The organism is Arcicella aquatica (genome assembly GCF_034928825.1).
Classification (GTDB): Bacteria; Bacteroidota; Bacteroidia; order Cytophagales; family Spirosomataceae; genus Arcicella; species Arcicella aquatica.
The window spans coordinates 39291-65117 of sequence record NZ_JAYFUL010000021.1 but is presented as its reverse complement, the minus strand read 5'-3'; the positions used below and the strand labels follow the sequence as shown (position 1 = coordinate 65117).

Sequence of the window (25827 nt, the reverse complement as noted above, 5' to 3'; positions counted from 1 at the left end):
AGCAATTGAACAAATTGCTTTATCTATAATGAGAAGAGAATTTTCAGATGCCATAGAAAAGATAGCCCTCGAAGACGAGAAAGTGGTGTTTATTACAGGTGATTTAGGGTATAATGCTTTAGAAAACCTACAAAAAAAGATGGGCAAACGTTTTATCAATGCTGGAGTAGCCGAACAAAATATGGTTGGTCTGGCAGCGGGAATGGCTTACAAAGGCTTCAAAGTTTTTTGTTATTCAATCGCCCCTTTCGTAGTGTACCGTTGTTGGGAGCAATTTAGGAATGACGTTTGTTTGCATAATTTACCCGTATTTTTAGTAGGCAATGGCGGAGGCTACGGCTACGGAATTATGGGAAGTAGTCATCATGCGATTGAGGATTTGGCAGGACTAAGTAGCTTGCAAAATGTAAAATGTTGGATTCCTGCATTTTCAGATGAAGTAGAACCTTTTGTGAATCAGATTATTTCCGAAGGTCGCCCTGCCTATTTACGTTTGGGTGCTGGAAAATCGACACCTTCACTAGAGAAAGATTTTGATTCAATCAAATTGTTGATAAAGCCAAACAATGCCAAGGCAAGTATTGTTGCATTAGGACCAATAGTGGGGAATGTCATCAAAGTGTTGCAAAATGAAGCCTTCAAAGATAAGTTCAACCTATTTACGGCCTATCAATTGCCTTTGAAAGTAGAATCGGAAGCTTTTGCTATCATACAAGAAGCTAAAAATGTACTCGTAGTAGAAGAACACGTAAGTATCGGTGGATTAGCACAACAGCTATCAATTCAGTTGTTGGAAAACGGGATTTCGTTAAATAAATTTATAAGCCTACGGGCAGAAGGATACCCTGATGGTTTTTATGGAGACCAAGGTTTTCATCAGGCGCAATCAGGATTAGACGAAAAAAATATTGCTGAAAAGCTTAGATTGCTATTGGATATTTTTTAATAATGAAGCTGTTTAAACTTTCAGTTTCTTAGGAGAAAGTATTGTATTTTTGAATTGATTTTTTCAAAATTTGGGAAGCATAGCATCGCTACGTTGAGTAAATTTTGGAACAAGCTATTCTAAAAGACTTAGTTTAACCCGAAAGGGAAAGTTTTAACAGCTTCAATAACTATTTGTTGTATAAATAATAAAATTATTTGATGATATTATTTCTTTTAGGTTTAATTTTTAGGATAAGTTGATTATATACTTAAGACTTAATCAAAACGATATTGCTATACATTAATTTACTGTAACCCATTATCTGTTATGATTATATCCCCCATAAAAACTAAGCCTATTACTTTTTTCTGGTACTTTATAGCATGTTTACCTATTCTTTTATTTTTCTATACTTTTATTATATATGCGGTAAATATCCCTTTTCTTGATGACTTTACTTTTTTTAGTTTTATCCCAATTCTATATAATAATAGTAATGGGTTTAATAAAATAAGCGTTTTTTTTAGTCAGCACAACGAGCATAGAATTTTAACTGATAGAGTAGTTGCTTTGTTAATTTATGCAATCAAGGGTAATGTAGATTATGAATGGATGATGCTGGTTGGCAATAGTTTTCTAGTCGGTATCTTAGTGATTTACTTCAAGGTATTCCAACAGCTTAATTTAAGTTTTAAATATTTTGTATCACTTTCATTTTTGATTTTTAATACTCAAATATTTGAAAACTCATTTTGGGGAATGGCTTCTGTTCAAAACTATGGAGTAATTCTATTTGTTTTGATATTGTTTTACCTGATTAGTTCAAGTAAACGAAATTATTTTTATTTTTCATTTATAATTGCTTTTCTAGCAACATACACGAGCGGGAATGGTATTTTGGGTTCAATTGTAGCATCGATTTTATTATTATTACAGAATAGAATTAAAGATTGCTTGATTTTTAGTGTTTTTTCTTTGTTTTTGTTAGGGAGTTATTTCTATGGTTACATATCACCGCCAACAATAAATTATTTTAATGGTGTAACATCAAAAGATATTTTAATAGGCTTCTTCTCATTTTTAGGGGCAGCTTTAGATATTTTTCGTAACTACTCATTTCGTTACATATTTACTACTTCTGCTGGATTCATAGCATTTTTAGGAATAGGGTTCTTTTTTAGGACTTCAATTTTTAGGAGTAAATTATTTTATCCTAATAAAGCATTGAATCAAGTAGAGCTATTTATATTAGGCAGTATCCTTTTTATTTTAGTTACAACTGTAATTGTAGTTATCACTAGGGTTAATTTTGGACAAAATTCCTTGTTAGCAAGTCGATATAGGCTATATTCAATTTTGCTTTTTATCAATCTTTATTTTGCAGCCTTATTTTATTTGAAGGTAGGAATAACAAACAAAATAATTTTCCCTGTTTTATTGATTGCTATTTGCTATAATTTAATCAGTAATTATCAAAGTAATTATGATGTAGTAGCTTTAAACAAAACGCGAAATTGTGGACTTGCTAATGATATAATGGCAAATATAAATAAACCAATACAAAGCGGTATTTTAGTTTACCAAAAATCACCCTTATGGTTTGATGAATTTTTGCCACAGTTTCAAAAACCAATAGCTAATTCTCCTATTTGGGGTGAAGAATATAGTTTAAAAAAATCAACACTATTTTTATTTGTCATAGAAAATAGTACTGAAAGTTACTTGAAAAAGAATCAATGTGATGGTGTTTATTTATTATTACAGTCACATGATAATACCTATATTTTACCAACTAATCAAAGAAGAAATAGTATAAAGAATTTTCTGCAGACAGGTCAATTATGGACTAATGGGTTTATTGGTGATTTTACTAGAAAACAGATACTTGTTGGGAATTATCAATTGGGTATCTGGATGCAGAAAAATAATAAGGGCGAATCTTTTTATTTAAACGATTCATTATCAATAAAGTAAAGAATGGATAATATTAGTTTGATAAATTCTAAAAAAGAAACATATTTTTCTCAACTCGATGGTATTCGTTTTTTGGCAGTTATGTTGGTGTTGATTGACCATTGGATGGCAGAAAGAAATCCCCTTCCATTAGGACATCTTGGTGTAACGATGTTTTTTGTATTAAGTGGGTTTTTAATTACCAGAATTTTAATACAAAGTAAATTAAAAGATGACCGAACAGGGCGAAGCCATTGGTTTTCTGTAAAACAATTTATTGTTAGACGAAGCATCAGAATTTTCCCTATTTACTTTCTCTCAATTTTTGCTTTATATTATTTTAATATTCCCCCTGTTCGTGAAACGCTAATTTGGTGCTTAACCTACAGCACGAACTTATACATTGCTATTAATCAACACTGGATGGGTACGATAGACCACCTGTGGTCGTTGGCAGTGGAAGAGCAATATTATTTAGTATTCCCTTATCTGATACTTTTTCTACCTACCCGCCACTACCTGAAATTATTGGGAGCAATGATTGTTATTGCTATTGCTACCCGGTTGTGGCTGTACTTCAACGGAACGCCTTGGTTAGTGCAATATGTGTTGATGCCTACTGCTCTTGATTGTTTTGGTTTAGGGGGATTGATGGCATACTATTTTACCTTCAAAAAGAATGAGGTGTTTGATAAATTAGCACAGACTAAGTTTATCATCCTTAGTTTTATTGCTTATGCTATCTGTGTAAGCTTAATCATTATCCAGCAAAAGACAACAGGCGAGGTAGAGAATTTTGGGAAGTTGGTAACAGAACGTTTTTTGGGTGCAACTTTCTGTTTTTTCTTGATTGCCAAAGCAATTAGTGAATACAAAGGCTTTTTGAAATGGTTTTTTGAGCAACCTATCGTTCAATATTTGGGACGTATAAGTTATGGTATTTATTTGTATCACAACTTTGTTTACAATTTTTATCATACTCCTCAGACAAGTATTGTGTTGAGAGGACTTCATAAAATTCAAAGAATGTTTCCACTGTTTACCCTCAATATAGGTTTTGAATTCCTATACTTTTTAGGAATAACAGTCTTTATCGCAACACTGTCTTGGTTTATTATCGAGAAACCCATTAACCATTTAAAGAAATATTTTACCTATTAAGCACAAAATATTAAGTTGTTAACGATAAAGTATTATGCTAAAATCGGTTTTGTACCGATGTTTCGATATTTTTGTAGTTTGAATGCTAGCCCTAATTTTCAATCCTATGCTTTTTTTGCTATTATAAATCAATTTATTAAATCTATTTTTACCGAAATACTGAATGAGTATCAAATTAGCCATCGTCATGCCTGCCTACAATGAACAAGATTGTATGGCTGAAGTAGTTAAAATCTGGTCAGATTTTTTAGATAGTGAATTTACTTTAGAAGAAACTAGGCTTATCGTGGTAAATGACGGTTCAAAAGATAATACTGGTGCAATTTTAGATGGTTTGCAACCATTATATCCTAAACTTATTGTTGTTCATCAAAAAAATGGAGGGCATGGTAATGCCGTAGTGCATGCCTATCAAAAAGCTGTTGAACTGAATGCCGAATATGTATTCCAAACTGATTCGGATGATCAATTCATTCCACAAGATTTGAAATTACTTTGGGAAAAACGCCATCAGTCTGATTTTATTTTAGGGCATAGAGAAGTAAGACACGACGACCCTTTTAGATTATTTATTACCCGTATCTTGCGATATAGTATGTTTTTTGTATATGGTACTTTTATCATGGACTCTAACATTCCTTTTAGATTAATCAAAGGTGATTTCCTCAAGAAATTGTTGTCTCAATTGCCTAATCCTGTACCTTTTGCTCCCAATATTTTTCTGGCAATTATGGCAAAAAAGGCTGGGCAAGAGTTGTTCAATATTCCGATAGTCCATAAAGAGAGAGCTACAGGGGAGGTATCCATCCGAAAAATGAAGTTGTTAAAAGTATGTTGGCAATCATTCAATGAATTATTGAATTTCAGACTTACTTTAAATAATAATATCAAAAATTTAAAATAGAACCAGCTGCGTAACGATGAAAGAATATGATTTTGTGATAGTTGGTGCAGGTTTGTTTGGTGCTGTGTTTGCTCATGAAGCTAACAAAAGAGGTAAGAAATGCCTTGTGATAGATAAAAGGCCACATTTAGGAGGCAATATATATTGTGAAGAAGTAGAAGGCATTAATGTTCATAAATATGGAGCTCATATTTTCCATACCAATGATAAAGCTATTTGGGACTATGTAAATTCATTTGTTGAATTTAACAGGTACACCAATTCTCCATTGGCCAATTTTGAAGGTGAATTATTTAATTTACCCTTCAATATGAATACTTTTTATCAATTATGGAAAGTAAAAACCCCTGAGGAAGCACAGAATAAAATCAATGAACAGGTAAAAGCTTCGGGCATTACTGACCCACAAAATCTTGAAGAACAAGCAATCTCTTTGGTAGGAACCGATATTTATCATAAATTGATTAAAGGTTATACCGAAAAACAATGGGGCAGGAAGGCAACTGAATTGCCTGCTTTTATCATTAAAAGATTGCCACTTAGATTTACCTTTGATAATAATTATTTCAACGATAAATATCAGGGTATCCCGATTGGTGGGTATAACAAACTTACAGAAGGGTTATTGAAAGATATTGAAGTAAGAACTTCAACGGATTATTTCGCTGACCGCGAAGCTTTTAAAGCAATTGCTGATAAAATTGTTTTTACAGGGCATATCGACGAGTATTATGATTATTGTTTTGGTAAGTTAGAATACCGCAGCTTGCGTTTTGATAATGAGGTAATTAATCAAGAAAATTATCAAGGTAATGCCGTTGTAAATTATACCGAAGCTCATATTCCTTATACAAGGATTATTGAACACAAGCATTTTGAGTTTGGAAAACAGCCTAAAACGGTTGTTACTAAAGAATATCCATGTGAATGGACTTCTGGCATGGAGGCTTATTATCCAATTAATGATGATAAGAATACAGAGATGTTCAAACGTTATCGTACATTAGCCACTGAGGAAAAAGATGTAATTTTTGGTGGTCGCTTGGCTGAATATAAATATTATGATATGCACCAAGTGGTGGCGTCTGCATTAGTGCGAGTAAAAACAGTTTTTGGATAAATCTTTTTATCCATTAAAATGATAACATTATGAAAAATAAGGTAATACTTTTCCTTGCAATAGCCATTTTAGGAATTGGTAGCTATCTTTTTTTTCAAAAGAAAAATCCCTATTTAAATACCCTAAAACGTTTTGTTCCTGATAATACATTGCTATTATTAGAAACCAATGAACTTTCGGGCTATCCTGAGTCAATCGTTTTTGCTGAAATTCCTTTGCTTTCAAGGGTCGAAAACCAGTTTAGCTTGTTGAAGAAAATGGGGCTTTCAACAGAGGAAGTAAAAGACTTGTTGAAAGGTAAAATGCTATATTTTGCCTTATTGCCAGAAGTAAAAGCAGACTTAAATTATATTACTTATCTGCCTCTTACCCAAAATGATGCTGTTTTAGTCAATAAAATCTCTAAGCTTCAAGAAAATATCTCTGGTAGTAGAATCATTTATCATACCACCCGTGGCTACAGAATAGCAGAAGTAATAGATTCTACCACAAAATCAGTCCTGTCGTTTATCATCCAAAATGATATTTTGATTTTTAGTTCGTCAAGTATCTTGATTGAAGAATCTATCTTGCCTAGCGAAAATACTTGGATTAAAGAAATTTCAAATGTGCTTAGCATTAATAATGATGTAGCAACCACGGCTACACATTTGAATAAGAATGCGATAAGTAAATTTATTAATAAAATATCTACCCATAAAGATAAAGGTGCATCACAGTTTACGCAGTTATTCTCTGATTATTTCTCTGGTTTTGAATCTGACAAATCTATTATTAGTGCGATAGGCAATAGCCCAAATGATATTTTTTTTGAAGGGCAAACTCCTAAGAAGATAGAGACCTTGAGCATGATTCCCAATACTTCATCATTTTTGTTGCATATTCCGATAGACAATCAAACAAATTTTGAAGAAAACCTCAAAAAATATTTTGGCAACCACAAAGAATTAAATACCTTAAGGAATACCGTAAAGGCAGCATTCAAGGTTAATTATAGTGATATTTATCAAAACTTGGAAAGTGAAATTGTGTTTACTGGTTTTGATGAAGGCGATGAAAAATTCAACGGAAAAGCATTAATCCTAAGAAATAATAAGCTGCTAGACATCTTAAAAAATACTTCTGTTGAAGTATCTAAAGAGAAAAATGCCAATGTAGTAACTGTTGAATACGGTGGTTATCCCATAAAATCTTTGGGAATCAGAGAATTCCCAAGCATGCTTTTTGGGGAATATTTTGCCGGTTTTGAGGAATGCTACTTTACTGAATACAAAAGCAATGTCATCCTGACGAATAGCCTATCGGCTATGCAAAGCTATTTACTTACTTTGAGCAAAGGCGATGTTTGGAGTAATTCATCCAAGAATCAAGCCCTGATTAAAAAATGTAAACCTGCCAACTTGACGCTTATTACAGAAACTAATAAAGCATTGCTAGGCTTTAATAAGTCGTTGGTAAATGCGTGGGCTAGTAAATTTGCTGAGAATGAAAGTGTTTTAAATCGTATTCAAGTATGTATTTTTGAAGTCAATCAGCAAAAAACTTCGCTTCGTTTTTTCAAAAATTTATCTTTATCACAGCCATCCAAGAAATATTCCAATAAATGGTTGAAACTATCAAGCATTAAGATAGACTCAGCAGCAAAACCATTTTATATTATCAATCCTTCCACAAAAAAACAAGAGGTATTCGTGCAGGATGATGATAATAAAATTCATTATCTCAAAGGAGGGAAAACGGTTTGGTCATATCAGCTAGGTGGCAAATTAGTAGGAGAAATAAAAAATGTAAAAATATTGCCAACTGCTCAACAACAGTTATTATTGGCTTGCCCTACAAAAATCTACATACTTACTAAAAACGAAGGAGGTTTTGAGGTACACCCTATTACCAATAATACGGGTACGAGAATAAGCGATTTTATTCTTTTTGATAAAGAAACGGATAGAAAATTCAATACAACACTTTTTACTGCCAATGCAGCGTCCTTTAAAATAGATAAATCTTCGCTGAGCTTAAAACTTCATTATAAGCCTGTCAGCGGATTACAATATATTTTACCCATCTCAACTGTTATCCTAAGAGGGGTTGAATATGCTATTTTGTTAGATAAAAAAGGCAAACTTACTTTGCAAGATGCAGATGGAAATATTGCTAATGGTTTTCCGCTTGCCTTAAACCGTACGTTCAATGGCCCGGCAATATTAGAAGGTTCTGGAGAGAAGATTTCAATAAAGGCTTTGAGCGAAAATGGAGAATTATTTAGCGTAAGTTTGTCTGGAAAAATTATGGAGAAAAAACAGTTGTTAAGACCGAGTATTGAGATTAAATTCTTTTTATGTGCCGACCAACGCAATGCTGATTGGGTCATTATGAAAACGGATGGTAAAGATGTCGTAGTACTTGATAAAACTGAACGTGAAATATTTACCATCAAAGAGGAAACCTATGGGGTAAAACGGTTGAAATATTATAATCTGGGCATTGGAGGAAAGTACTTTGCTTTGACTAACAGCTATACAAACTATCGTTTTTTTGATGAAAATGGGAGTTACGTAGGAGGGATGCCACTGGTTTCTACGTCCTATCCAGTACTAACCTATTCAGAATCGTATCAAAAATTAATCATTGATATCACAACGCCTACTGCTTTTGAAAACTGGTCGGTGAAACTTCGTTAATATGCTTTTTAATTCTATTCATTTTTTAATTTTCTTTATCATCGTTACGCTTGGCTACTGGTCTTTGGGTTGGAATGGGCGTTGGAGATTACTGCTTTTTGCAAGTTGTTATTTCTACATGGTTTTTCAACCTATCTATATTTTAATCCTGTTTTTTACCATCATTATCGATTATTTTGCGGGTATTTATATAGAACAATCAAAAGGACATAGCAGGAAACTCCTCCTTATTATCAGTTTGATTTCCAATATTGGCATCTTGGCCATTTTTAAATATTACAACTTTTTTAATACCAATATTACCCACCTCTTACATTTTATTCATGTAAGGAATCCCGCACCTTATCTGAAAATTCTGTTACCCATCGGGCTATCTTTCCATACCTTTCAGGCAATGAGCTATACGATAGAAGTGTATAGAGGTAATCAAAAGGCTGAAAGACATTTTGGGATTTATGCGCTCTATGTGATGTTTTATCCACAGTTGGTAGCTGGCCCCATCGAAAGACCCCAGAATGTGATTCATCAATTTTATGAAAAGCATCACTATAATTGGGAGAAAGTAAAAAGTGGGCTCATGATGATGGCTTGGGGGTTGTTTAAAAAAGTGGTAATTGCCGACCGACTGGCTATGGTCGTAGATGCTGCGTATGGCAATCCTGCTGAGAAAAATGGACTATCGCTTTTGGTCGCCACTTTCTTTTATACCTTTCAGATTTATTGCGATTTCTCGGGCTATTCAGAAATTGCCTTGGGTTCTGCCAGAGTAATGGGCTTTGAATTGATGGAGAATTTTAAAAGTCCCTATTTTTCAAAATCTATTTCAGAATTTTGGCGTAGATGGCATATTTCTCTTTCTACGTGGTTTCGTGACTACCTCTATATCCCTTTAGGTGGAAACCGTGTAGCCGAATGGCGTAAATATTTCAATCAATTTGTGGTTTTTATGGTGAGTGGTTTGTGGCATGGTGCTCAGTGGACGTTTGTCATTTGGGGTTCTCTACACGGACTATACTTGGTGATAGCTGCTTTTAGAAATAAATATTTCCCCAAATTAACTTTGCCCCAAAATACGTTAGGAAAAGGCATCAACTTGATTACAACCTTTATATTGGTGATGTTGGCTTGGGTTTTCTTTAGAGCAAAAAATACGACGGATGCCTTGTTGATTCTGAAAAAAATAGCCTTTTCTTCGCCAAACGATTTATTAGAAACGCCTCTGAATGGCGTTGAAATGCTATTTTCTTTGGGGTTGATTATATTATTATTATGGAAAGAATTAAGGTATTTTTATATCAATACACAAAGCAATATCAAGTTTTACAGTTTGGTGTCGGTCATAATGATATTGGTGTATTACTTTGGGGTGTTCAATACCAATAATTTTATCTATTTTCAATTTTAAGAGGGCTTTTGGCTTTCGGATTTCAGCTGTCAGCTTTTGGACATTTGATTTCAGTATAAATTATGAATATTTGAGTAAAGCCTCAAAGCTAGCACCCGAAGTCCAACATCCGAAATATAAAAGCTAAAATCCGATGACCGATTGCCGAAGTCTGAAAGCTAATAAATAACTATGTTAAAAAGTATTTTAAAATATTCAGTACTCATTTTAGCCATATTTCTATGGCTACAAGCATACTTTCCAGCCATTTACATGAGTACCAAACTGTTTCCAGATGATTATCGGTTTGGTGATTTGTACCGACTTTCGTATCTGCCTGAGTTTAAACAAAAAGCAGAAAATTGTCATGAAAATTCAAAACCTTTAAATAGCGATACCTCTAATGTACATTTATACATTATTGGAGATAGCTTTTCAGAGGAAGCGAGAGTCAATAAAACAGATTTTAACACTGGGAAATACACTTATATCCATTGGGCAAAAGATGCCTATATTCAATTAGATAGCACTAAAAGGAATATCTTGATTTTGGAATCAGTAGAAAGGTCAGCGAAAGAACATCTTTCAAAAGATGTAGATAATTTCCGTTGTGAAAAACCTGTAGGAAAAGTGGAAGAACCACACTTAACTTTTCGTCAAAAAGTAATTAGAGGATGGGATAATGTATCCCCTGTAATATTCCCTCCTGGCACAGAAGAACGCCTTGAGCATACCTTATTCAATTATGATATATTTCTTTGGTTCAGAGAATTGAAAGCTAAAATGACGTTGGTTTTCTTTGATAGAATAGAGCCTAAAGTGATATTGTCGCCAGATAAACAGCATTTATTTTATATGGAGGAGGCCGATAGTACCCACGGGCGTTCTGCTTTTTTCCCTGTGACCGATGCCCTGATTGATACCTTCGTTACTCATGCTAACAACAGTAAAGAAAAATATTTAAAGGCGGGTTTTGATGAAGTGTATTTATCCATTATTCCCAACAAAGTAAGTGTACAATCGCCCGATTTAGGAAAATATAATCATTTGATAGAGCGTATTCAAAGCAATCCAGCTTTGAGCGTTCCCGTTATCGATACGTATGAAATATTCAGAAAATCACCTGAAAAGTATTATCTGAAAAGTGATACCCATTGGAACTGTGCGGGCAGAAATGTTTGGTTAAGTATTATCAACAAACAGATTATAGGAGAAGGCAAAAAATAAAGAGCCAGCTTGCACTGACCCTCATCTAGCGGGGAATTAAAAGTGGTTTGGCAAGATTACAACAAAGTAATAAAGCTTTTGATAACAGCACCCAAACGAACGGCATCAAATATACGCTGTTCTGTTGCACCGTGAGATTTTACGGATGCTTCGTGTGAGGTAACACACATTTCACAACCGTTAATCGCTGAAATAACTAAGCTTAATAATTCAAAGAATTCTTTACCAAGCACAGGGTTCATCATGATTGACATTCTGACACCTGCTGGGATGTTATTGTAAGTTTCTTTATCCATAAAATGGCGAAAACGATACAATACGTTATTAGCATTCATTAAAGATACGCAAGCGGCAACCTCTAAAAGTTCTTTTTCTTCCGCTCCTTTGCTTTTTGCAAGTTCTTCCAAAGCAGTAATCAAAGTACCTGATTTCTCGTTGATAGCTACTGATAACGCTAACAAAACGGCTTCTTTTTCTTTCAAAGTCTGTGCTTTCAAAGCGTTAGAAACATTGATTTTAAGGTCTTTGATATAACGGTGGTCGGCTGTGTTTAAGCGATCAAGGAAAAGGCTTTCAAATGTTGAAGGAAGGTTTACTTCTGCCAACAGATTATTTTTAGTTTCACTAACTGTTCCGAACATGATTTTAATTTGAAGAGGTGAAAATTAAGAGGCTTTATGTATTTAAAGCCTCTTAATTGGGAAATTAAACTGATAAAGTTTCTTCGCCTTGTTTCCAGTTACAAGGACAAAGTTCGTCTGTCTGAAGTGCATCTAAAACTCTTAATACTTCGTCAACGTTACGGCCAACAGATAAATCGTTAGCACATACCCAACGGATAATTCCTTGTGGGTCAACGATATAAGTAACACGGTAAGCGATTTTTTCGTTTGCTTCTAAAATACCTAATTCTTCAGCTAAAGATTTAGAAGTATCAGCTAACATAGGGAATTTTAATCCACGAAGATCGTCATGATTGTTTCTCCAAGCTAAGTGAACGAATTCTGAATCTGTAGAAGCACCAATTAATATAGCATCACGATCAGAGAAATCGTCGTATTTCGCATTGAAAGCAGCAATTTCAGTAGGACAAACAAAAGTGAAATCTTTTGGCCACCAGAACATCACTAACCACTTGTCAGCATTCTTGTGATCTTCTGAAGTAATATCGTAAAATTCTTTTCCTTTTTCAAGAGAAACTACTGCTGTTTTTTGGAATTTTGGGAATGTTGAGCCTAATGATAACATGATTTTTTTGTTTTCTGTTTAATTAAAATATAGAAATTGTACAATTTTTAGTTCTTTTAGAAAGAAATTAAGTATTACCGCATTTAAAAAGTAATATTTCTTTTTCTTTTACAAAGTTGCTCACTAATCTCTTTGTAAACAAATTGATAATATTGATATTTACATAGATATTCCTTATAACTTCTTTTAATAACATGACTATTACACAATTAGAATATGTAATTGCCGTCGAAAATCATAGAAATTTTGTGCAAGCTGCTGATAGTTGTTTTGTAACTCAACCAACTTTGAGTATGCAAATTCAAAAACTGGAAGATGAATTGGGTGTGAAAATTTTTGATAGGAGTCGTCAACCAGTAGTAACTACCCAAATTGGATTAGAAATTATTCAACAAGCTCGTATTACTATTGCTGAATTTTATAAAATCAAAGATGCTGTCAATTCTGGGAAACACGATGTAACTGGTGAAGTCCGTTTAGGGGTTATTCCTACCATTGCTCCCTACCTGTTACCACTTTTTTTAGCTAATTTTCTTGAAAAATATCCGAATGTTGAACTAAAGATTAAAGAACTTACTACTGATAGAATTGTACATGGCTTAAAGAATGATGATTTTGATTTGGGTTTAATCGCTACGCCTCTCCAACAGCCCAATATTGTAGAATATCCCATTTATTACGAAGAATTGGTTTTATATGTGTCAAAAGAAAATGCGATTTATCAGAAAAAATATGCACTTTCGGAAGATATTAACCCCAAGGAATTATGGCTTTTGGAGGAAGGACATTGTTTACGTTCGCAGATTGAGAATTTATGTGAATTAAAGCGTAAATCTATCGGCAGAAATCAATTTGAATATCAGGCTGGTAGCTTAGAGACCCTCCGAAAGATGGTTGAAAGAAACCAAGGTATCACTATCTTACCGGAACTGGCAACCATGGATTTTGATGATGAAAGATTAAAATTGATACGTCATTTTAAATCACCAGCGCCTGTCAGAGAAGTGAGTTTGGTAGCGCACAAAAATTTTGCGAAATTAGGCATCCTAAAAGCCCTAAAAGAATGTATCTTAGCAGCCCTACCAAAGGAATTGACTGTGGAAAAGAAAAGAAATATTGTGGAGGTAGCTTAGTTTTTCTCTTGGACTTAAGGATTGTGAGACTTTATGACTAGAGGATTTTAGGATAAAGGACTTTATGACTTTAAGCATGAAAGATTGATGACTTTTCGGACTTAAGGACATGAACAATTTAAGCGTCTCAAAAATCCTAAAGTCCTGTAGTCCTAAAGTCCTGTAGTCCTAAAGTCCTAAAGTCCTGTAGTCCTAAAGTCCTGTAGTCCTAAAGTCCTAAAGTCCTGTAGTCCTAAAGTCCTGTAGTCCTGTAGTCCTGTAGTCCTAAAGTCCTAAAGTCCATTAATCCTAAAATCTAACAATCCTGAAATCCCAAAAATCAACAAACAACAATGAAATTCATTATCACTTTATGCTTCTGTACCCTAAGCTTTTTAGGATTTTCGCAGTTATTCCAACCTAAAAAAGCATATACGCGACAAGATTCGCTTAGAGGTAGTATTACCCCCGAAAGAGCTTGGTGGAATCTTCAATACTATCACCTCAGTGTAAAAGTTCAACCCAACGACAGTACCATTTCTGGGAATAATTTGATTACCTATAAAGTATTAAAACCCGCGCAGGTAATACAAATTGATTTACAAAACCCAATGCAAATCACTAAGGTGATTCAGGATGGACAATCATTACATTATAAAAGAGATGGGAATGCTTTCTTTGTTGAATTACAAAAAAAGCAGGTGAAAGGTAAAACAGAATCTATCACGGTATTCTATGAAGGCAAACCAAGAATAGCTCGTCGCCCGCCTTGGGATGGAGGTTTTTCTTGGAAGAAAGATGCTGAGGGTAAATGGTTCATTACTACCTCGTGTCAAGGCTTAGGTGCAAGCGTTTGGTGGCCATGCAAAGACCACATGTATGACGAAGCCGACAGTATGCTCATTTCTATCACAGTGCCTAAAGGCTTACAGGATATTTCAAACGGACGATTGTTGAAAGTAGTCGATAATCCTGATGAGACAAGCACGTTCGATTGGTTCGTTGCTAATCCAATCAACAATTATGGTGTAAATATCAACATCGGAAATTACGTGCATTTCTCGGAAAAATATAAAGGACTAAAAGGCGATTTAGACTGCAATTATTATGTGCTACCGGCAGACCTAGAAAAAGCCAAAGTACAATTCAAACAAGTACCTATGATGCTCAAGGCCTTTGAACATTGGTTCGGACCATATCCATTTTATGAAGACGGTTATAAATTAGTACAAGTATCCTATTTAGGCATGGAACACCAAAGTTCTGTTACCTACGGTAATCATTTCGCTAATGGCTATTTAGGGAGAGATTTATCGGGAACAGGCTGGGGGCTGAAATGGGATTTTATCATTATTCATGAGTCTGGACATGAATGGTTTGCTAACAATATTACGGATAAAGACATCGCTGATATGTGGATTCATGAAAGCTTTACTAATTATTCAGAAAGCCTTTTTACTGAGTATCATTACGGCAAAGAAGCTGGGGCGGCTTATGTGAAGGGATGTAGGAAACTAATTGGCAACAAAGAGCCTATTATTGGTGACTATGAAGTAAATCAGGGAGGTTCCGGAGATATGTATTACAAAGGAGGAAATATGTTGCATACTATCCGACAGGTTATTGATAATGATGAAAAATGGAGACAAATTCTGGTAGGGCTGAACAAAGATTTTTATCACCAAACAGTAGATACCAAGCAAATAGAGACCTACATTTCCAAAAAATCAGGGATTAATTTAAGTAAAGTTTTTGATCAATACCTTAGAAATACCGAAATCCCTACTTTGGAATATAAAGTAGAGAATGGAGCGGTATCCTACCGCTGGACTACCTGCATTGATGGTTTTAATATGCCCATCAAAATAGAAAATGCCACAGGTAAGTATCAGTTTATTCAGCCAACTACAACTTGGAAAAGCATTAAAGGAATTAAAGACATAAAAATTGATGATAATTTTTATGTGAATATTAAAAAGGTGTAATTAAATATAGAAGCTGTTTAAACTTTCCGTTTCGGGTTAAACTAAGTCTTTTAGAATAGCTTGTTTCAAAATTTACTCGACGTAGCGATGCTATGCTTCGCAAATTTTGAAAAAATCAATTCAAAAATACAATACTTTCACCTCAAAATCCGAAAGTTTAAACCGCTTCATAATTTAATTCCATTTATAAAGATTTAAAATTTGTAGCCACTAACATTACGCTAATTTAATATAACTGTTAAATGTTGTTATTACCTTTAGGTTGAATATTCTATGGTACTAAATTATGGACAACAAAATAGTTATTTCGGTACTGATGTCGGTATTCAACACCGATTTTGTATTAGTAAAAAGGGCGATAGATTCTGTACTCAATCAAGATTATCAAGACTTTGAACTCATTATCATTGATGATGGCAGTAATAACGATACTCACTATCAAGTGCTTGATTATGCCAAAATACACGAAGATAAAGTGGTTTACCTACGCCATAAAAATAGGGGGCAATCCAATGCCATCAATAGAGGCATATCTTATAGCCGTGGGGAATATATTACCATTCTGGATGCAGACGACGAGTATAAGCCGAATCATTTACGAGCCTGTTTGAACGAAATAAAAGGAAACGACTTAATTGCTTCTACCACTAAGACAATCGTTGATAACGAAAATGACTATTATGTACCTGATAAATATAATCTTAATCGAATTATCCATGTAGATGATTGTATTTTGTTCGCAACACTTTTTGGAAAAAAGGAAGTATTTGACAAGTTGAAATTTCAAGATATTTACTCAGCAGATTCTTATTTTTATGAAAGTGCCGCCCAAAGGTATAATGTTAAAAAAGTAGATTTAAGAACTTATATCTATTACAGAAACATTTCGAGTAGTATCTGTTCAACCATGAAGAAAAAAATAAATGCCCTTGTCTAATCCCTTTCTAAATCATACTGATATTGTTAGTGAAGAACTAATACTGGGTTGTCATATTACAGGAGTCTATGATGTAAATCGTAACAATATCTTGAAAGATGATGATTTTGGTTTGGTAGAAAAATGGGCAACATCAACCCGGAAATTAAATTTAAAAGCTATTTTATTTCATAATAATTTCTCGGAAAATACTCAAAAAACCTTTGAAAGCGAGTATCTGTCTTTTGTTGACATAAAGTACGATACTCGCTTTAATCCAAACGTATTTCGTTATTATGTTTACAGAGAGTTCTTGAAAACACATTCAAAAGGTATAGAAAGTATTTTTGTAACAGATGTTTCGGATGTGGTTGTAGTAAAAAATCCTTTCAAAGAATTATTATTCCTCACAAACCCTGATACTCTTTTTTGCGGAGATGAACCCAAAATACTTGAAAATGATTGGATGATTGAACACGCTAGTCATTTACGAAGTAAAATACCCGACTATGCCTTGTATGAAAATAATTTCAAAGACGCTACTTTACTAAACTGTGGGGTAATTGGTGGAAATGTTCAGGTTATGAATCCTTTTTTAGATAAGCTCTGGTATATTCACGAAACCTATAATGATGACAATAAAACCGCATTTACGGGAGACATGGGAGCTTTTAATTATCTAGTAAGAACTCAATTTAATACAAGGCTAATCCATGGGGCACCTGTTAATACGGTCTTTAAAATGTTTGAAGAAACTAGAGAGGATTGTTGGTTTAGGCATAAATAATATATCATGAAGCTGTTTAAACTTTCCCTTTCGGGTTAAACTAAGTCTTTTAGAATAGCTTGTTCCAAAATTTACTCAACGTAGCGATGCTATGCTTCGCAAATTTTGAAAAAATCAATTCAAAAATACAATATTTTCACCTCAGAAACGGAAAGTTTAAACAGCTTCCATTTAATAATGAATTGAAAGTGTTTGATCGGAGCAAATCAATAAGAGTATTATTCTTTGTTTGAAAGAATAAATATGATATTATTTTAATAAATTTACTTTAAAATTTATTCTTTAGTTACAATTTATAAGTTTGTAAATGATATGAGACAAGCGACTATATATATAACGGATAACGAATACAGTCATTTTATTGAATTGGCGAAAAACCTTCATTACGTTAAAAGAATTGAGACAGATGAAGAGCCTATCAACGATACAATTTTAGAGAATATCAAAGCAGGATTGGAAGAAGTAAAACTTTTTAAAAAAGGAAAATTAAAAACTACATCAGCAAAAGATTTTTTGGATGAATTATAATATTGAACTTTCTGATAACTTTAAGAAAGAAGCCAAAAGACTAGTTAAAAAATACCCATCCTTAAAAGTGGAGTTGGCACAACTATTTGAAGAATTAGAAGTAAATCCCACAATGGGAACTCCGCTTGGTAATGATATTTATAAAATTAGATTAGCTATTTTATCTAAAAATAAAGGTAAATCAGGGAGGGCAAGAGTGTTGTCCTTTGTAAAAGTTACAGAGACATCGGTTCTACTATTTTCGATTTATAGCAAAGGAGAGAAGGATAATATCTCTCAAAAAGAAATAGATAGCCTTATTAAAGAGTATTTATAAATCTTATGTTGATGATATTTCTTCCTTATTAAACTACTACTTTTTTTTCAAAGCAGTCTTCACTACGTTTTCTTTTACTTTAAATTGTATGATGCTTTTGACTAGCTCAGCGGGGATTGGCTTGTTGATGGGAAAATGAATTGTTCCTTTAGCAGTATCATAACCATGTAGTGCTGTTTTAAACGCTTCAATGGCAGAAGCACCTGGGTAAAAGCCTATATGGTTTTTATAAGCAGCAAAATGGGCTAGTTTTCCATGAAGTTTAAAAATAGGAATATCATAACTGATTCCTTCTTCAGCATTAGGCGCAGCTTCGGCTATTATTAACCTAAGGGTTTGTAGCTGTTCTTGTATCTTCAAAGGGAAACCTGCGATGTAATCATCAATGGTATTGATTTTAATGGTCGAGTTTTTCATGGATTGCTCTGATTACTGGTTTTTATCCAAATCTATTAATTTTCAAGAAAATTTAACATAAAACATGAGTTATCCCGAATTTTAAAATCACAAAAAAGCGGTCAAAATTAGTTTTTGACCGCTTTTTTGTGATTGATTTTTCCCGAATTCCTACTGTTTGAGCGAAGCGAGTTTAGGAATTCTTGATTTTTTTGTTACTTTTTGTATCAAGACAAAAAGTAAGGTCGAGTATACATCCAAAAATCTTTGAAATCTTTTAAAATTTACAGATTTATGAGAAAATTCGGGATGTCTCATGTTTATGAAATAAATTGAAGGAAATTAATTCCCTACAATAAATACTGCATTTCCAAACAATAATTTACCATTTTGCCAGAAACCTCTGAAAATAGGGTCATTAGCTAAGTAAACAATTTGTCCACGACCAAAATCTTGCGTCCCGAAAATCAATGAATTTTTAAGTTTTTCCTGTGCTTTCACACCTACATAACCCGCAACTAAATCTTTGGTTTTAGTGACACCCACGTTCCAACCATCCGTTAAATATTGGAAATCAGTTGTTTCTAACACCAAACTATAGTAGTTTTTATCATAACCAAAAGCTAAAGGATGAGTATTATCCATTGAAAGTTTGTAAATACTTCCCGGTGTTTCTTCTGAAACAGATTCTCTTTCAGCATTGGCATAAACCTTTAATTTAGCCGATTCGTTTTCTTTGTCTTTATCCTTTTTCTTATCCTCTTCTTTGTGTTTCAACTCAAAGCCATCTTTGCCCGCTAAAGCATTCAATGCGCCTTGTATTGCAATCAATTTACCACCAGCACGTATCCAGTCTTTTACTTTGCTTAAGTTTCTGTCATCCAAAATTTTATTGTATCGACCATCTGCTAAAATCAACACATCGTATTTAGATAAATCAACTGTTCCCAATGTGTTTTCACCAATAATTGTAGCAGGATACTCAAGTTGTTTATCAAAGAAATGCCACGTACCACCAAAACCAGTAGCAGAAACACCATCACCTGAAACAATTGCCACTCTTGGAGGTGCTAAATAAGAAACATTGTCTGACCCAAAATCTGAACCTTTAGTGGACATACCTGTAGATACTGAATAAAGATTTACTTGGAACTTATCAGCTTCAGCTCTTACAATTTTATCGAAAGAATCGCCTAAGCGTTCGTTTCCTGTACGAGTAATTACTAAAGTACCTTCGTTATACGTTTGGTTTTCAATTTCAAAAGGCTTGGCTGCTGAACGAACTTTGATGCCTTTTTTCAACAAAGAAGCCAATAATTTCAACTCACTGAATGCTTGCCATTTTACAATATAAGCATACGGTTTTTCTATTTTTGATGTAGCAGGGACAAACTGAGGCTTGGGTGCTGGCGTAATTTTATCTTTTACAGCAAAGGCACTTAAACCATAAGCATACGGTAATGACCATGAAGTGATGTCGTAAGTCACTGAGTCTTCAACCATTGTTTTAGGTTCTAATAAAATCTTTAAGAACGTAGAGCGAGGTTGGAATAAGTTAATCACAATATCATCAGGGTCGATGGCGAAACCTACATTTTTATCATCCTGATAGCTATAACCAGCTGCGACTAATGATTTTCCTGCAATACCATATTGGAAGTTCTCGCGGTCTAAATAATTCAAAAACTCACGTGTTCTGCTCTCGTTACCTTTCGTTTTAAAAACAAATGATTTGTATTGACCTACTGGCGTTTTTTGAGCATTATCAAAGAACTTGATAAACTCAGTAACGGTTTTGTCTGCATTCGCTGAAATGGCTTCTAAACAAGAAAACGAAGTACTTAAGTGGTGGTCGATTCTTTGTTTTAAAGTAAGGGTATCGCCATCTCTTTTAGTAACGCCTAAGCCTCCTCTTCCGCCACCACCTTGTTCGTAGGTCATACCAAAAGCACCGTTATAAGTTGGGTAAGTATCACCATACGAAGGATATAGCAAGTCAAAACGTTCTTTTGAGAAATACAACCAACCATTTTTATCAAAATCACGTTTGTTATAATCACCCAAAATCTTCTGGAATTCTCTTTGCCAGCTAGTAATGTCTTCGTGATATGGTTTGGCAGAAGGTGAGAAATAATAAGGGTTTTCTACACCTTGCTCATGAAAGTCGGCATGAAGATGTGGCATCCATTGACGGTACACTGCCATTCTTTCTTGCGATTCTTTTTGCGTTTGCCAAGCCCAGTCACGGTTCAAATCGAATAAATAATGATTAAAACGGCCACCTGGCCAAGGTTCAGCATGTTCAATTGCAGCAGGGTTAGGATTATACACAGCACCTACTTTTTGATTATAAAAGTTTACATAACGGTCGTATCCATCAGGGTTAATGCTAGGGTCTAGGATAACCACAGTATTGGCCAAAACAGCTTTTGAACGTTCGTTACTAGGGTTCAACAACTCGTATAAAGTAAATGGGGCAGTGCTTGTTCCGCATGATTCATTACCATGTACGTTAAAACTCAACCAAGCAATCGCTGGTTGTTTTTTAGTAGGCTTTCCTTCCAACAAACCAATCGACTTTAAGTTATTGGTCCTGATTTCTTCTAATTGTGCAAAATTTTCAGCCGATGCTAAAATGGCAATCATCAATGGGCGACCTTCATTCGTTGAGCCATACTGAATCAATTTAACCTGATTAGGATTCTGGCGAGCTACATATTCGTAATAACTCACTACTTGATGATGTCTTAGAAAGCGTTCGCCTTTTTTAAAGTTTAGAAACTCTTCTGGAGACTGGAGCTTGCTTTGTGCTGATGCACAGATACTTAGTAGCAAAAATGCGTAAATTAATAGATTTTTGGGCATGATTTTGAGTTTTGATGAATAGATTCAAACCAAAAATAGAAATAAAAAACTTCCTAAAAAATCAATTGTCCTTTTTTTCACAACAAGATTTTTGAGGTACAGGGTCATAGCCACTACCGCCCCAAGGATGGCAAGAGGCAAAACGTTTGATACCTAAACGAAAGCCTTTCCAAAATCCCCAGATTTGAATGGCTTCAATCATGTATTGCGAACAAGTAGGAGTATAACGACAAGCATTCGGGAAAAAAGGAGAAATGAGTCCTTGATATATACGCACAAAAATAATAAGGATTTTACTAGGGATATTGGCCATTGGTTTGAATGTTTTCTCAAAGGTAAACATCCTTTTTCAAATGCTAAAAAAATCAATACAGCTTTGAATAATACATAAAATAAGCATCGCGAAATGAGGAAAGTTTAAGGTTTCATTGTGTTTTTAAGGATGAAATATAAATTAGTTTTATATTGCTTTACTATCCAAAATATCTCAACTATTTATCCGTATGAAAAAAAGAACATTTTTAAAAACATCATCAATTATGGTAGGAGGAATCGTGCTTTCTCGCTTAGTAGCTTGTAAGTCAGCACCAAAAACGCACCTGAAAAACTGGGCTGAAAATTTAGAATACAGTGCCGAAAATGTCTATTATCCCAAAAATGTAGAAGAAGTACAGGAAATTGTAAAGAAGTGCGATAGTCTCAAAGCGTTAGGGTCGCGTCATTCTTTTAATACGATTGCTGATAGTAGCGAGAATCAGATTTCCTTAAAAGACTTCAATAAAGTAGTCTCATTAGATAAAAAAGCGAATACTGTTACGGTAGAAGGCGGTATACAATATGGAGAATTAGCCCCTTATTTAGAAGAAAACGGTTATGCCTTACACAACTTGGCTTCCTTACCCCACATTTCAGTAGTGGGAGCTTGTGCAACCGCTACACATGGCTCGGGCGTAAAAAATGGAAACTTATCTACTGCCGTTACTGCTTTTGAATTTGTAAATGCCGAAGGAGAAGTAATCAATCTTTCAAAAGAAAAAGATGGCGAAAAGTTTAATGGTGCCGTAGTGGGGCTAGGAGCGTTAGGGGTAATTACGAAAATTACCTTGGCATTGCAACCGAGCTTTAAAATGAAGCAAGTAGTTTATCGAAATCTACCAATGAGCGCCTTAGAAAAGAACTTCGAGACCATCATGTCGAGTGGCTATAGTGTAAGCTTGTTTACCGACTGGAAGAATAAAAATATCAATGAAGTATGGGTAAAAAGTAAAGTAGAAGAAGACGATGCGACGGAAATTCCAGCAGCATTATTTGGGGCAAAATTAGCGACGCAAAACCTACATCCGATAGAAGAAATTTCAGCAGAAAACTGCACAGAGCAATTGGGTATACCGGGCGTATGGTATGAACGAATGCCACATTTTAAAATGGGTTTTACGCCAAGTGCAGGGAAAGAATTACAGTCGGAATACTTTGTTCCTATCGAACACGGCTATGAAGCTATGATGGCGATAGAGAAACTACACGAAAAAGTTAGTCCGCATATTTTTATCTCAGAAATTCGCGCCATTCAGGCAGACGATTTATGGATGAGTCCATGTTACAATCAAACGTGTGTAGCCATACATACTACTTGGAAACAAGAAGTAGACGTAGTAATGGGTATCCTTCCGCTTTTTGAAGAACAATTAGCACCTTTTAATGCCCGTCCACATTGGGCAAAACTCTTTACGATGGACGCAACGGTTTTACAAGGTCGAATTGGAAAGTTAAATGACTTTAAGGCTTTGGTAAAAGAATATGACCCCAAAGGAAAGTTTCAAAATGAGTTTTTGAAGAAGAATCTTAGTTAGGGATTGAATGTATTTAAAAAGAGGCTGCCAAATACTTTTTGGACAGCCTCTCTTAATTTTGTATCATTCCAAATCAATCACCTGTTTCCCCGCTACTAATGAAACTGTTTTGCCATTCCAAACAAATCTACCAGAAAGGTTAGGAGGTAGGGTTACTTCCCCTTGAATACCTGTTTTGTCTTTACGGTTTAGCTTTACAGTAATGTCTCCATTAGGGTGTGGCATTTTGCCTGAGATGTTTTCTAAGGTTCCTAAAGAAGGTTGGATACGTACTTCTTCAAAGCCGGGGACATCGGGCATGATTCCGCAGATAGTCGCTAGAAAATCATAATTAGGCGATGCCGACCAAGCATGACAGTCGGAGCGAGTAGGGTCGGCTTGTTCTGCAAAAGTGGTTAAACCAGTCTTGAGCATATCTCGCCACGGCGTTAGTGTGTCATAATACAAAGAAGCACTTCCTGTTTTTTTGAGGGCTTGTGTTAAATAAAAGCGGAAATAGAAAGTAGCCTGCGTTAAACTTGGGTCATTTAAAATCTTGTCCATAATAGCCTTTTCATTGGCTTTAGGCACAGCGTTGGCAAGGATAGCAAATATATTTGCGTGCTGACTAAATGCCTTTTTGTCAGGTGTGTCAGCCACTTCATTTTTGGTAGCATCCCAACATTGTTCATAGCTAGATTTCGACAGTAAATCTGCTAAAGTACGATAGTAAATAGCCTTTTCCTTGTCGCCATAAGTCTCATAAATAGCAGCCGCTTGTCGTAAAGTATAGGCATACTGAAAGCTGATAATAGATGAATTTCCATCGGTTGCTCCATCAGGAACTCCACCAATATCAGAGATAGCATTCCATCTCCAAGGCTTTGCCCAATCTACAAATGACCACCAGTTCATCGCTCCCAACATATTTTTTTGTGGGTCTATCTTTCTTTCATACCATCCCAAAACCTTTTCTATGTTTGGCATTAACGTTTTCATAAAGGCATCATCCTTGCGGTGCATCCAATAATCATACGCCATTGAGACCCAGAACAATGAGAAAGTAGGAATAATTTGAGGCGTATTACAGGGGTAACGGCTTTGGGTTAAACCCTCGGAAGTCATAGAATTATTGAAATCGGTCAAGGCTTTACGCATCAAACGGTCATCGCCCGAAACATATAATGATATTAAAGCTTGGATGCGGGTATCGCCCGTATATTGTAATTGTTCATAATAAGGGCAATCAAAATAGCTTTCACCTGCACACAAACGTGCCGTTTGCCAGCCTACTTTCCAGATGTTTTGTAGGCTTGGGTCATTGCTTGAAAAATTCGCCTTTTCTTCAAACGGGTAGCCCGTTTTTAATCCATAATAATCATCGATTGCTAAAGGCTGTTCTTTGGTGACAATCGTAATTTCTATGTAGCGATAGGTTCTAAACCAAAGGGGTTTGAAACTGCTTTTGGCTTGCCCGTCTGGATGAAAAATATCTTGGATACCAATGATTCTTTTGCCCTCAATCTCATTTCTGTTTCCTTTCACCCATTTTTCATCAATCAAAGCCTCAGCATATGTAAAAGTAATATCAGCAGATTTACCTCCGCTTACGATGATTTCAGGATAGGCAACAGTTTCAAATGTTTGGTCTAATAAAATAGTGGTTTTGCTATTAGCAGGAATTGTTAATGAGCCTTTTCCTTTCAACCAATTATCATGCATGGTGATAGTTTTTGTACTCTCAAACCTGCGAACGGTATTAATATTTTGATGGATTTCCTCCATTTGTGGAATAGTCCGAGGGACTAAATACCATTCTGCTCCTGAACCTGTACCCGAAATATAACCATGTTCTAAAGTTCTGGCTGATAGCCACTGACTATCATCAAATGATGGTTTTTCCCAATTGCTTGGAAACTTTGTGGCATCTACTTCTTCGCCACAGCCTACTACAATATAAGTACGTAATTTTGAACCTTCTACAGGGATAGGTTTATAGGCCTGATTTTGCAATACCTTCCAACTGTTATTAGTATTGGCAACACTTTCCAGTTCAGTATTTCCTTGGATGATAAACCCTGTTTTATTACTCATCTGTGCAGCAGGCATATATTCGCCAAAATTCCAAACTACAGCAGCAATGGTATTTTTTCCTTGAGTTAGGTATTGAGCAATATCGAAGGTTTCAAAATTCCAGTGCATTAAATCACTTCTAGCTGGTCCAGTGCCAATAAAATGTCCGTTTACAAAAAGCCTGTAGCGGTTATCTCCCGAAACATTAATGATAAACGTTGTAGGTTTCTGACTCAAATCAAAATTTTTACGAAAATGGAATACGCCAAAATCTTTAAGATTTACATTTTGTGGAGCAATCCAGTTAGCTTGCCAGCGTTGTTTGAGTACTTTAGGGCTGATTTGTTGGGCAGTAATTGGAAGTGTAAAAATCAAAGAGATAAGCAGTGCTTGCAGTACTTTCATTGTTGTTTT

The 25827-nt window shown here is 34.8% G+C and carries 21 protein-coding genes; 15 read left to right on the top strand and 6 right to left on the bottom strand.

Annotation, left to right across the window (positions count from 1 at the left end):
- Positions 1 to 28: 28 nt before the first annotated feature.
- The 8 genes from VB264_RS13710 to VB264_RS13675 all read left to right on the top strand — a co-directional run bounded on the left by VB264_RS13710 (position 29) and on the right by VB264_RS13675 (position 11358).
- Positions 29 to 946 (top strand): transketolase family protein, encoded by a 918-nt coding sequence (locus VB264_RS13710; protein ID WP_323250235.1) that lies wholly within the window; start codon positions 29 to 31, stop codon positions 944 to 946.
- Positions 947 to 1255: 309 nt separating this feature from the next.
- Positions 1256 to 2902 carry a hypothetical protein gene (locus tag VB264_RS13705; RefSeq protein ID WP_323250233.1) on the top strand — a complete coding sequence of 549 codons (1647 nt, stop codon included), beginning with the start codon at positions 1256 to 1258 and terminating at the stop codon, positions 2900 to 2902.
- A gap of 3 nt (positions 2903 to 2905) precedes the next feature.
- Positions 2906 to 4042, top strand: a complete 1137-nt coding sequence (locus VB264_RS13700) for an acyltransferase family protein (protein WP_323250231.1) — start codon at positions 2906 to 2908, stop codon at positions 4040 to 4042.
- Between the two features lie 163 nt (positions 4043 to 4205).
- A complete protein-coding gene (locus VB264_RS13695) occupies positions 4206 to 4946 on the top strand; it encodes a glycosyltransferase family 2 protein (RefSeq protein WP_323250229.1) in 741 nt (246 codons plus the stop codon).
- 16 nt (positions 4947 to 4962) lie between these two features.
- Positions 4963 to 6066 (top strand): UDP-galactopyranose mutase, encoded by a 1104-nt coding sequence (glf, locus tag VB264_RS13690; protein WP_323250227.1) that lies wholly within the window; start codon positions 4963 to 4965, stop codon positions 6064 to 6066.
- 29 nt (positions 6067 to 6095) lie between these two features.
- The gene (locus VB264_RS13685) at positions 6096 to 8747 is read left to right on the top strand and encodes a hypothetical protein (RefSeq protein ID WP_323250225.1); all 2652 of its coding nucleotides are present in this window, start codon (positions 6096 to 6098) and stop codon (positions 8745 to 8747) included.
- A gap of 1 nt (position 8748) precedes the next feature.
- On the top strand, positions 8749 to 10152 hold the full coding sequence (locus VB264_RS13680) for an MBOAT family O-acyltransferase (protein WP_323250223.1): 1404 nt from the start codon (positions 8749 to 8751) through the stop codon (positions 10150 to 10152).
- Between the two features lie 171 nt (positions 10153 to 10323).
- Entirely contained in the window at positions 10324 to 11358 is a 1035-nt protein-coding gene (locus VB264_RS13675; protein WP_323250221.1) for a hypothetical protein, read from the top strand.
- A gap of 56 nt (positions 11359 to 11414) precedes the next feature.
- Here VB264_RS13675 and VB264_RS13670 read toward each other — a convergent pair whose 3' ends face one another.
- Both VB264_RS13670 and VB264_RS13665 read right to left on the bottom strand, forming a co-directional pair.
- Complete coding sequence (locus VB264_RS13670) at positions 11415 to 11999, bottom strand: carboxymuconolactone decarboxylase family protein (RefSeq protein WP_309922810.1); 585 nt, start codon at positions 11997 to 11999, stop codon at positions 11415 to 11417.
- 64 nt (positions 12000 to 12063) lie between these two features.
- Complete coding sequence (locus tag VB264_RS13665; RefSeq protein WP_309922808.1) at positions 12064 to 12606, bottom strand: peroxiredoxin; 543 nt, start codon at positions 12604 to 12606, stop codon at positions 12064 to 12066.
- A 194-nt stretch (positions 12607 to 12800) separates the two neighbouring features.
- On the opposite strand from VB264_RS13665, the gene VB264_RS13660 reads away from it, so the two are divergent.
- The 6 genes from VB264_RS13660 (at position 12801) to VB264_RS13635 (ending at position 18250) form a co-directional block, all read left to right on the top strand.
- The gene (locus tag VB264_RS13660) at positions 12801 to 13739 is read left to right on the top strand and encodes a hydrogen peroxide-inducible genes activator (RefSeq protein ID WP_323250219.1); all 939 of its coding nucleotides are present in this window, start codon (positions 12801 to 12803) and stop codon (positions 13737 to 13739) included.
- A gap of 332 nt (positions 13740 to 14071) precedes the next feature.
- Positions 14072 to 15703 carry a M1 family metallopeptidase gene (locus tag VB264_RS13655; protein WP_323250217.1) on the top strand — a complete coding sequence of 544 codons (1632 nt, stop codon included), beginning with the start codon at positions 14072 to 14074 and terminating at the stop codon, positions 15701 to 15703.
- Positions 15704 to 15989: 286 nt separating this feature from the next.
- Positions 15990 to 16640 carry a glycosyltransferase family 2 protein gene (locus VB264_RS13650; RefSeq protein ID WP_323250215.1) on the top strand — a complete coding sequence of 217 codons (651 nt, stop codon included), beginning with the start codon at positions 15990 to 15992 and terminating at the stop codon, positions 16638 to 16640.
- Positions 16633 to 17406, top strand: a complete 774-nt coding sequence (locus tag VB264_RS13645; protein ID WP_323250212.1) for a hypothetical protein — start codon at positions 16633 to 16635, stop codon at positions 17404 to 17406. The genes VB264_RS13650 and VB264_RS13645 overlap by 8 nt, the downstream gene beginning before the upstream one ends.
- 312 nt (positions 17407 to 17718) lie before the next feature.
- Positions 17719 to 17934: a hypothetical protein gene (locus VB264_RS13640; protein WP_323250210.1), complete on the top strand. Its 216-nt coding sequence runs from the start codon at positions 17719 to 17721 to the stop codon at positions 17932 to 17934.
- Positions 17924 to 18250: a type II toxin-antitoxin system RelE/ParE family toxin gene (locus tag VB264_RS13635; protein WP_323250208.1), complete on the top strand. Its 327-nt coding sequence runs from the start codon at positions 17924 to 17926 to the stop codon at positions 18248 to 18250. The genes VB264_RS13640 and VB264_RS13635 overlap by 11 nt, the downstream gene beginning before the upstream one ends.
- 36 nt (positions 18251 to 18286) lie before the next feature.
- Here VB264_RS13635 and VB264_RS13630 read toward each other — a convergent pair whose 3' ends face one another.
- The 3 genes from VB264_RS13630 to yidD form a co-directional block, all read right to left on the bottom strand.
- A complete protein-coding gene (locus VB264_RS13630) occupies positions 18287 to 18667 on the bottom strand; it encodes an iron chaperone (protein WP_323250205.1) in 381 nt (126 codons plus the stop codon).
- Positions 18668 to 18988: 321 nt separating this feature from the next.
- Positions 18989 to 21511, bottom strand: coding sequence for a M14 family metallopeptidase (locus VB264_RS13625; protein WP_323250203.1), 2523 nt, complete (start codon positions 21509 to 21511; stop codon positions 18989 to 18991).
- A 61-nt stretch (positions 21512 to 21572) separates the two neighbouring features.
- Positions 21573 to 21824, bottom strand: a complete 252-nt coding sequence (yidD, locus tag VB264_RS13620; protein WP_323250201.1) for a membrane protein insertion efficiency factor YidD — start codon at positions 21822 to 21824, stop codon at positions 21573 to 21575.
- 190 nt (positions 21825 to 22014) lie between these two features.
- Here yidD and VB264_RS13615 point away from each other — a divergent pair, with 190 nt between their 5' ends.
- Positions 22015 to 23361 (top strand): FAD-binding protein, encoded by a 1347-nt coding sequence (locus VB264_RS13615; RefSeq protein WP_323250199.1) that lies wholly within the window; start codon positions 22015 to 22017, stop codon positions 23359 to 23361.
- Between the two features lie 63 nt (positions 23362 to 23424).
- Here the strand turns inward: VB264_RS13615 and VB264_RS13610 are convergent, their stop codons facing one another.
- Positions 23425 to 25818 (bottom strand): alpha-L-rhamnosidase-related protein, encoded by a 2394-nt coding sequence (locus VB264_RS13610; protein ID WP_323250197.1) that lies wholly within the window; start codon positions 25816 to 25818, stop codon positions 23425 to 23427.
- Positions 25819 to 25827 lie beyond the last annotated feature (9 nt).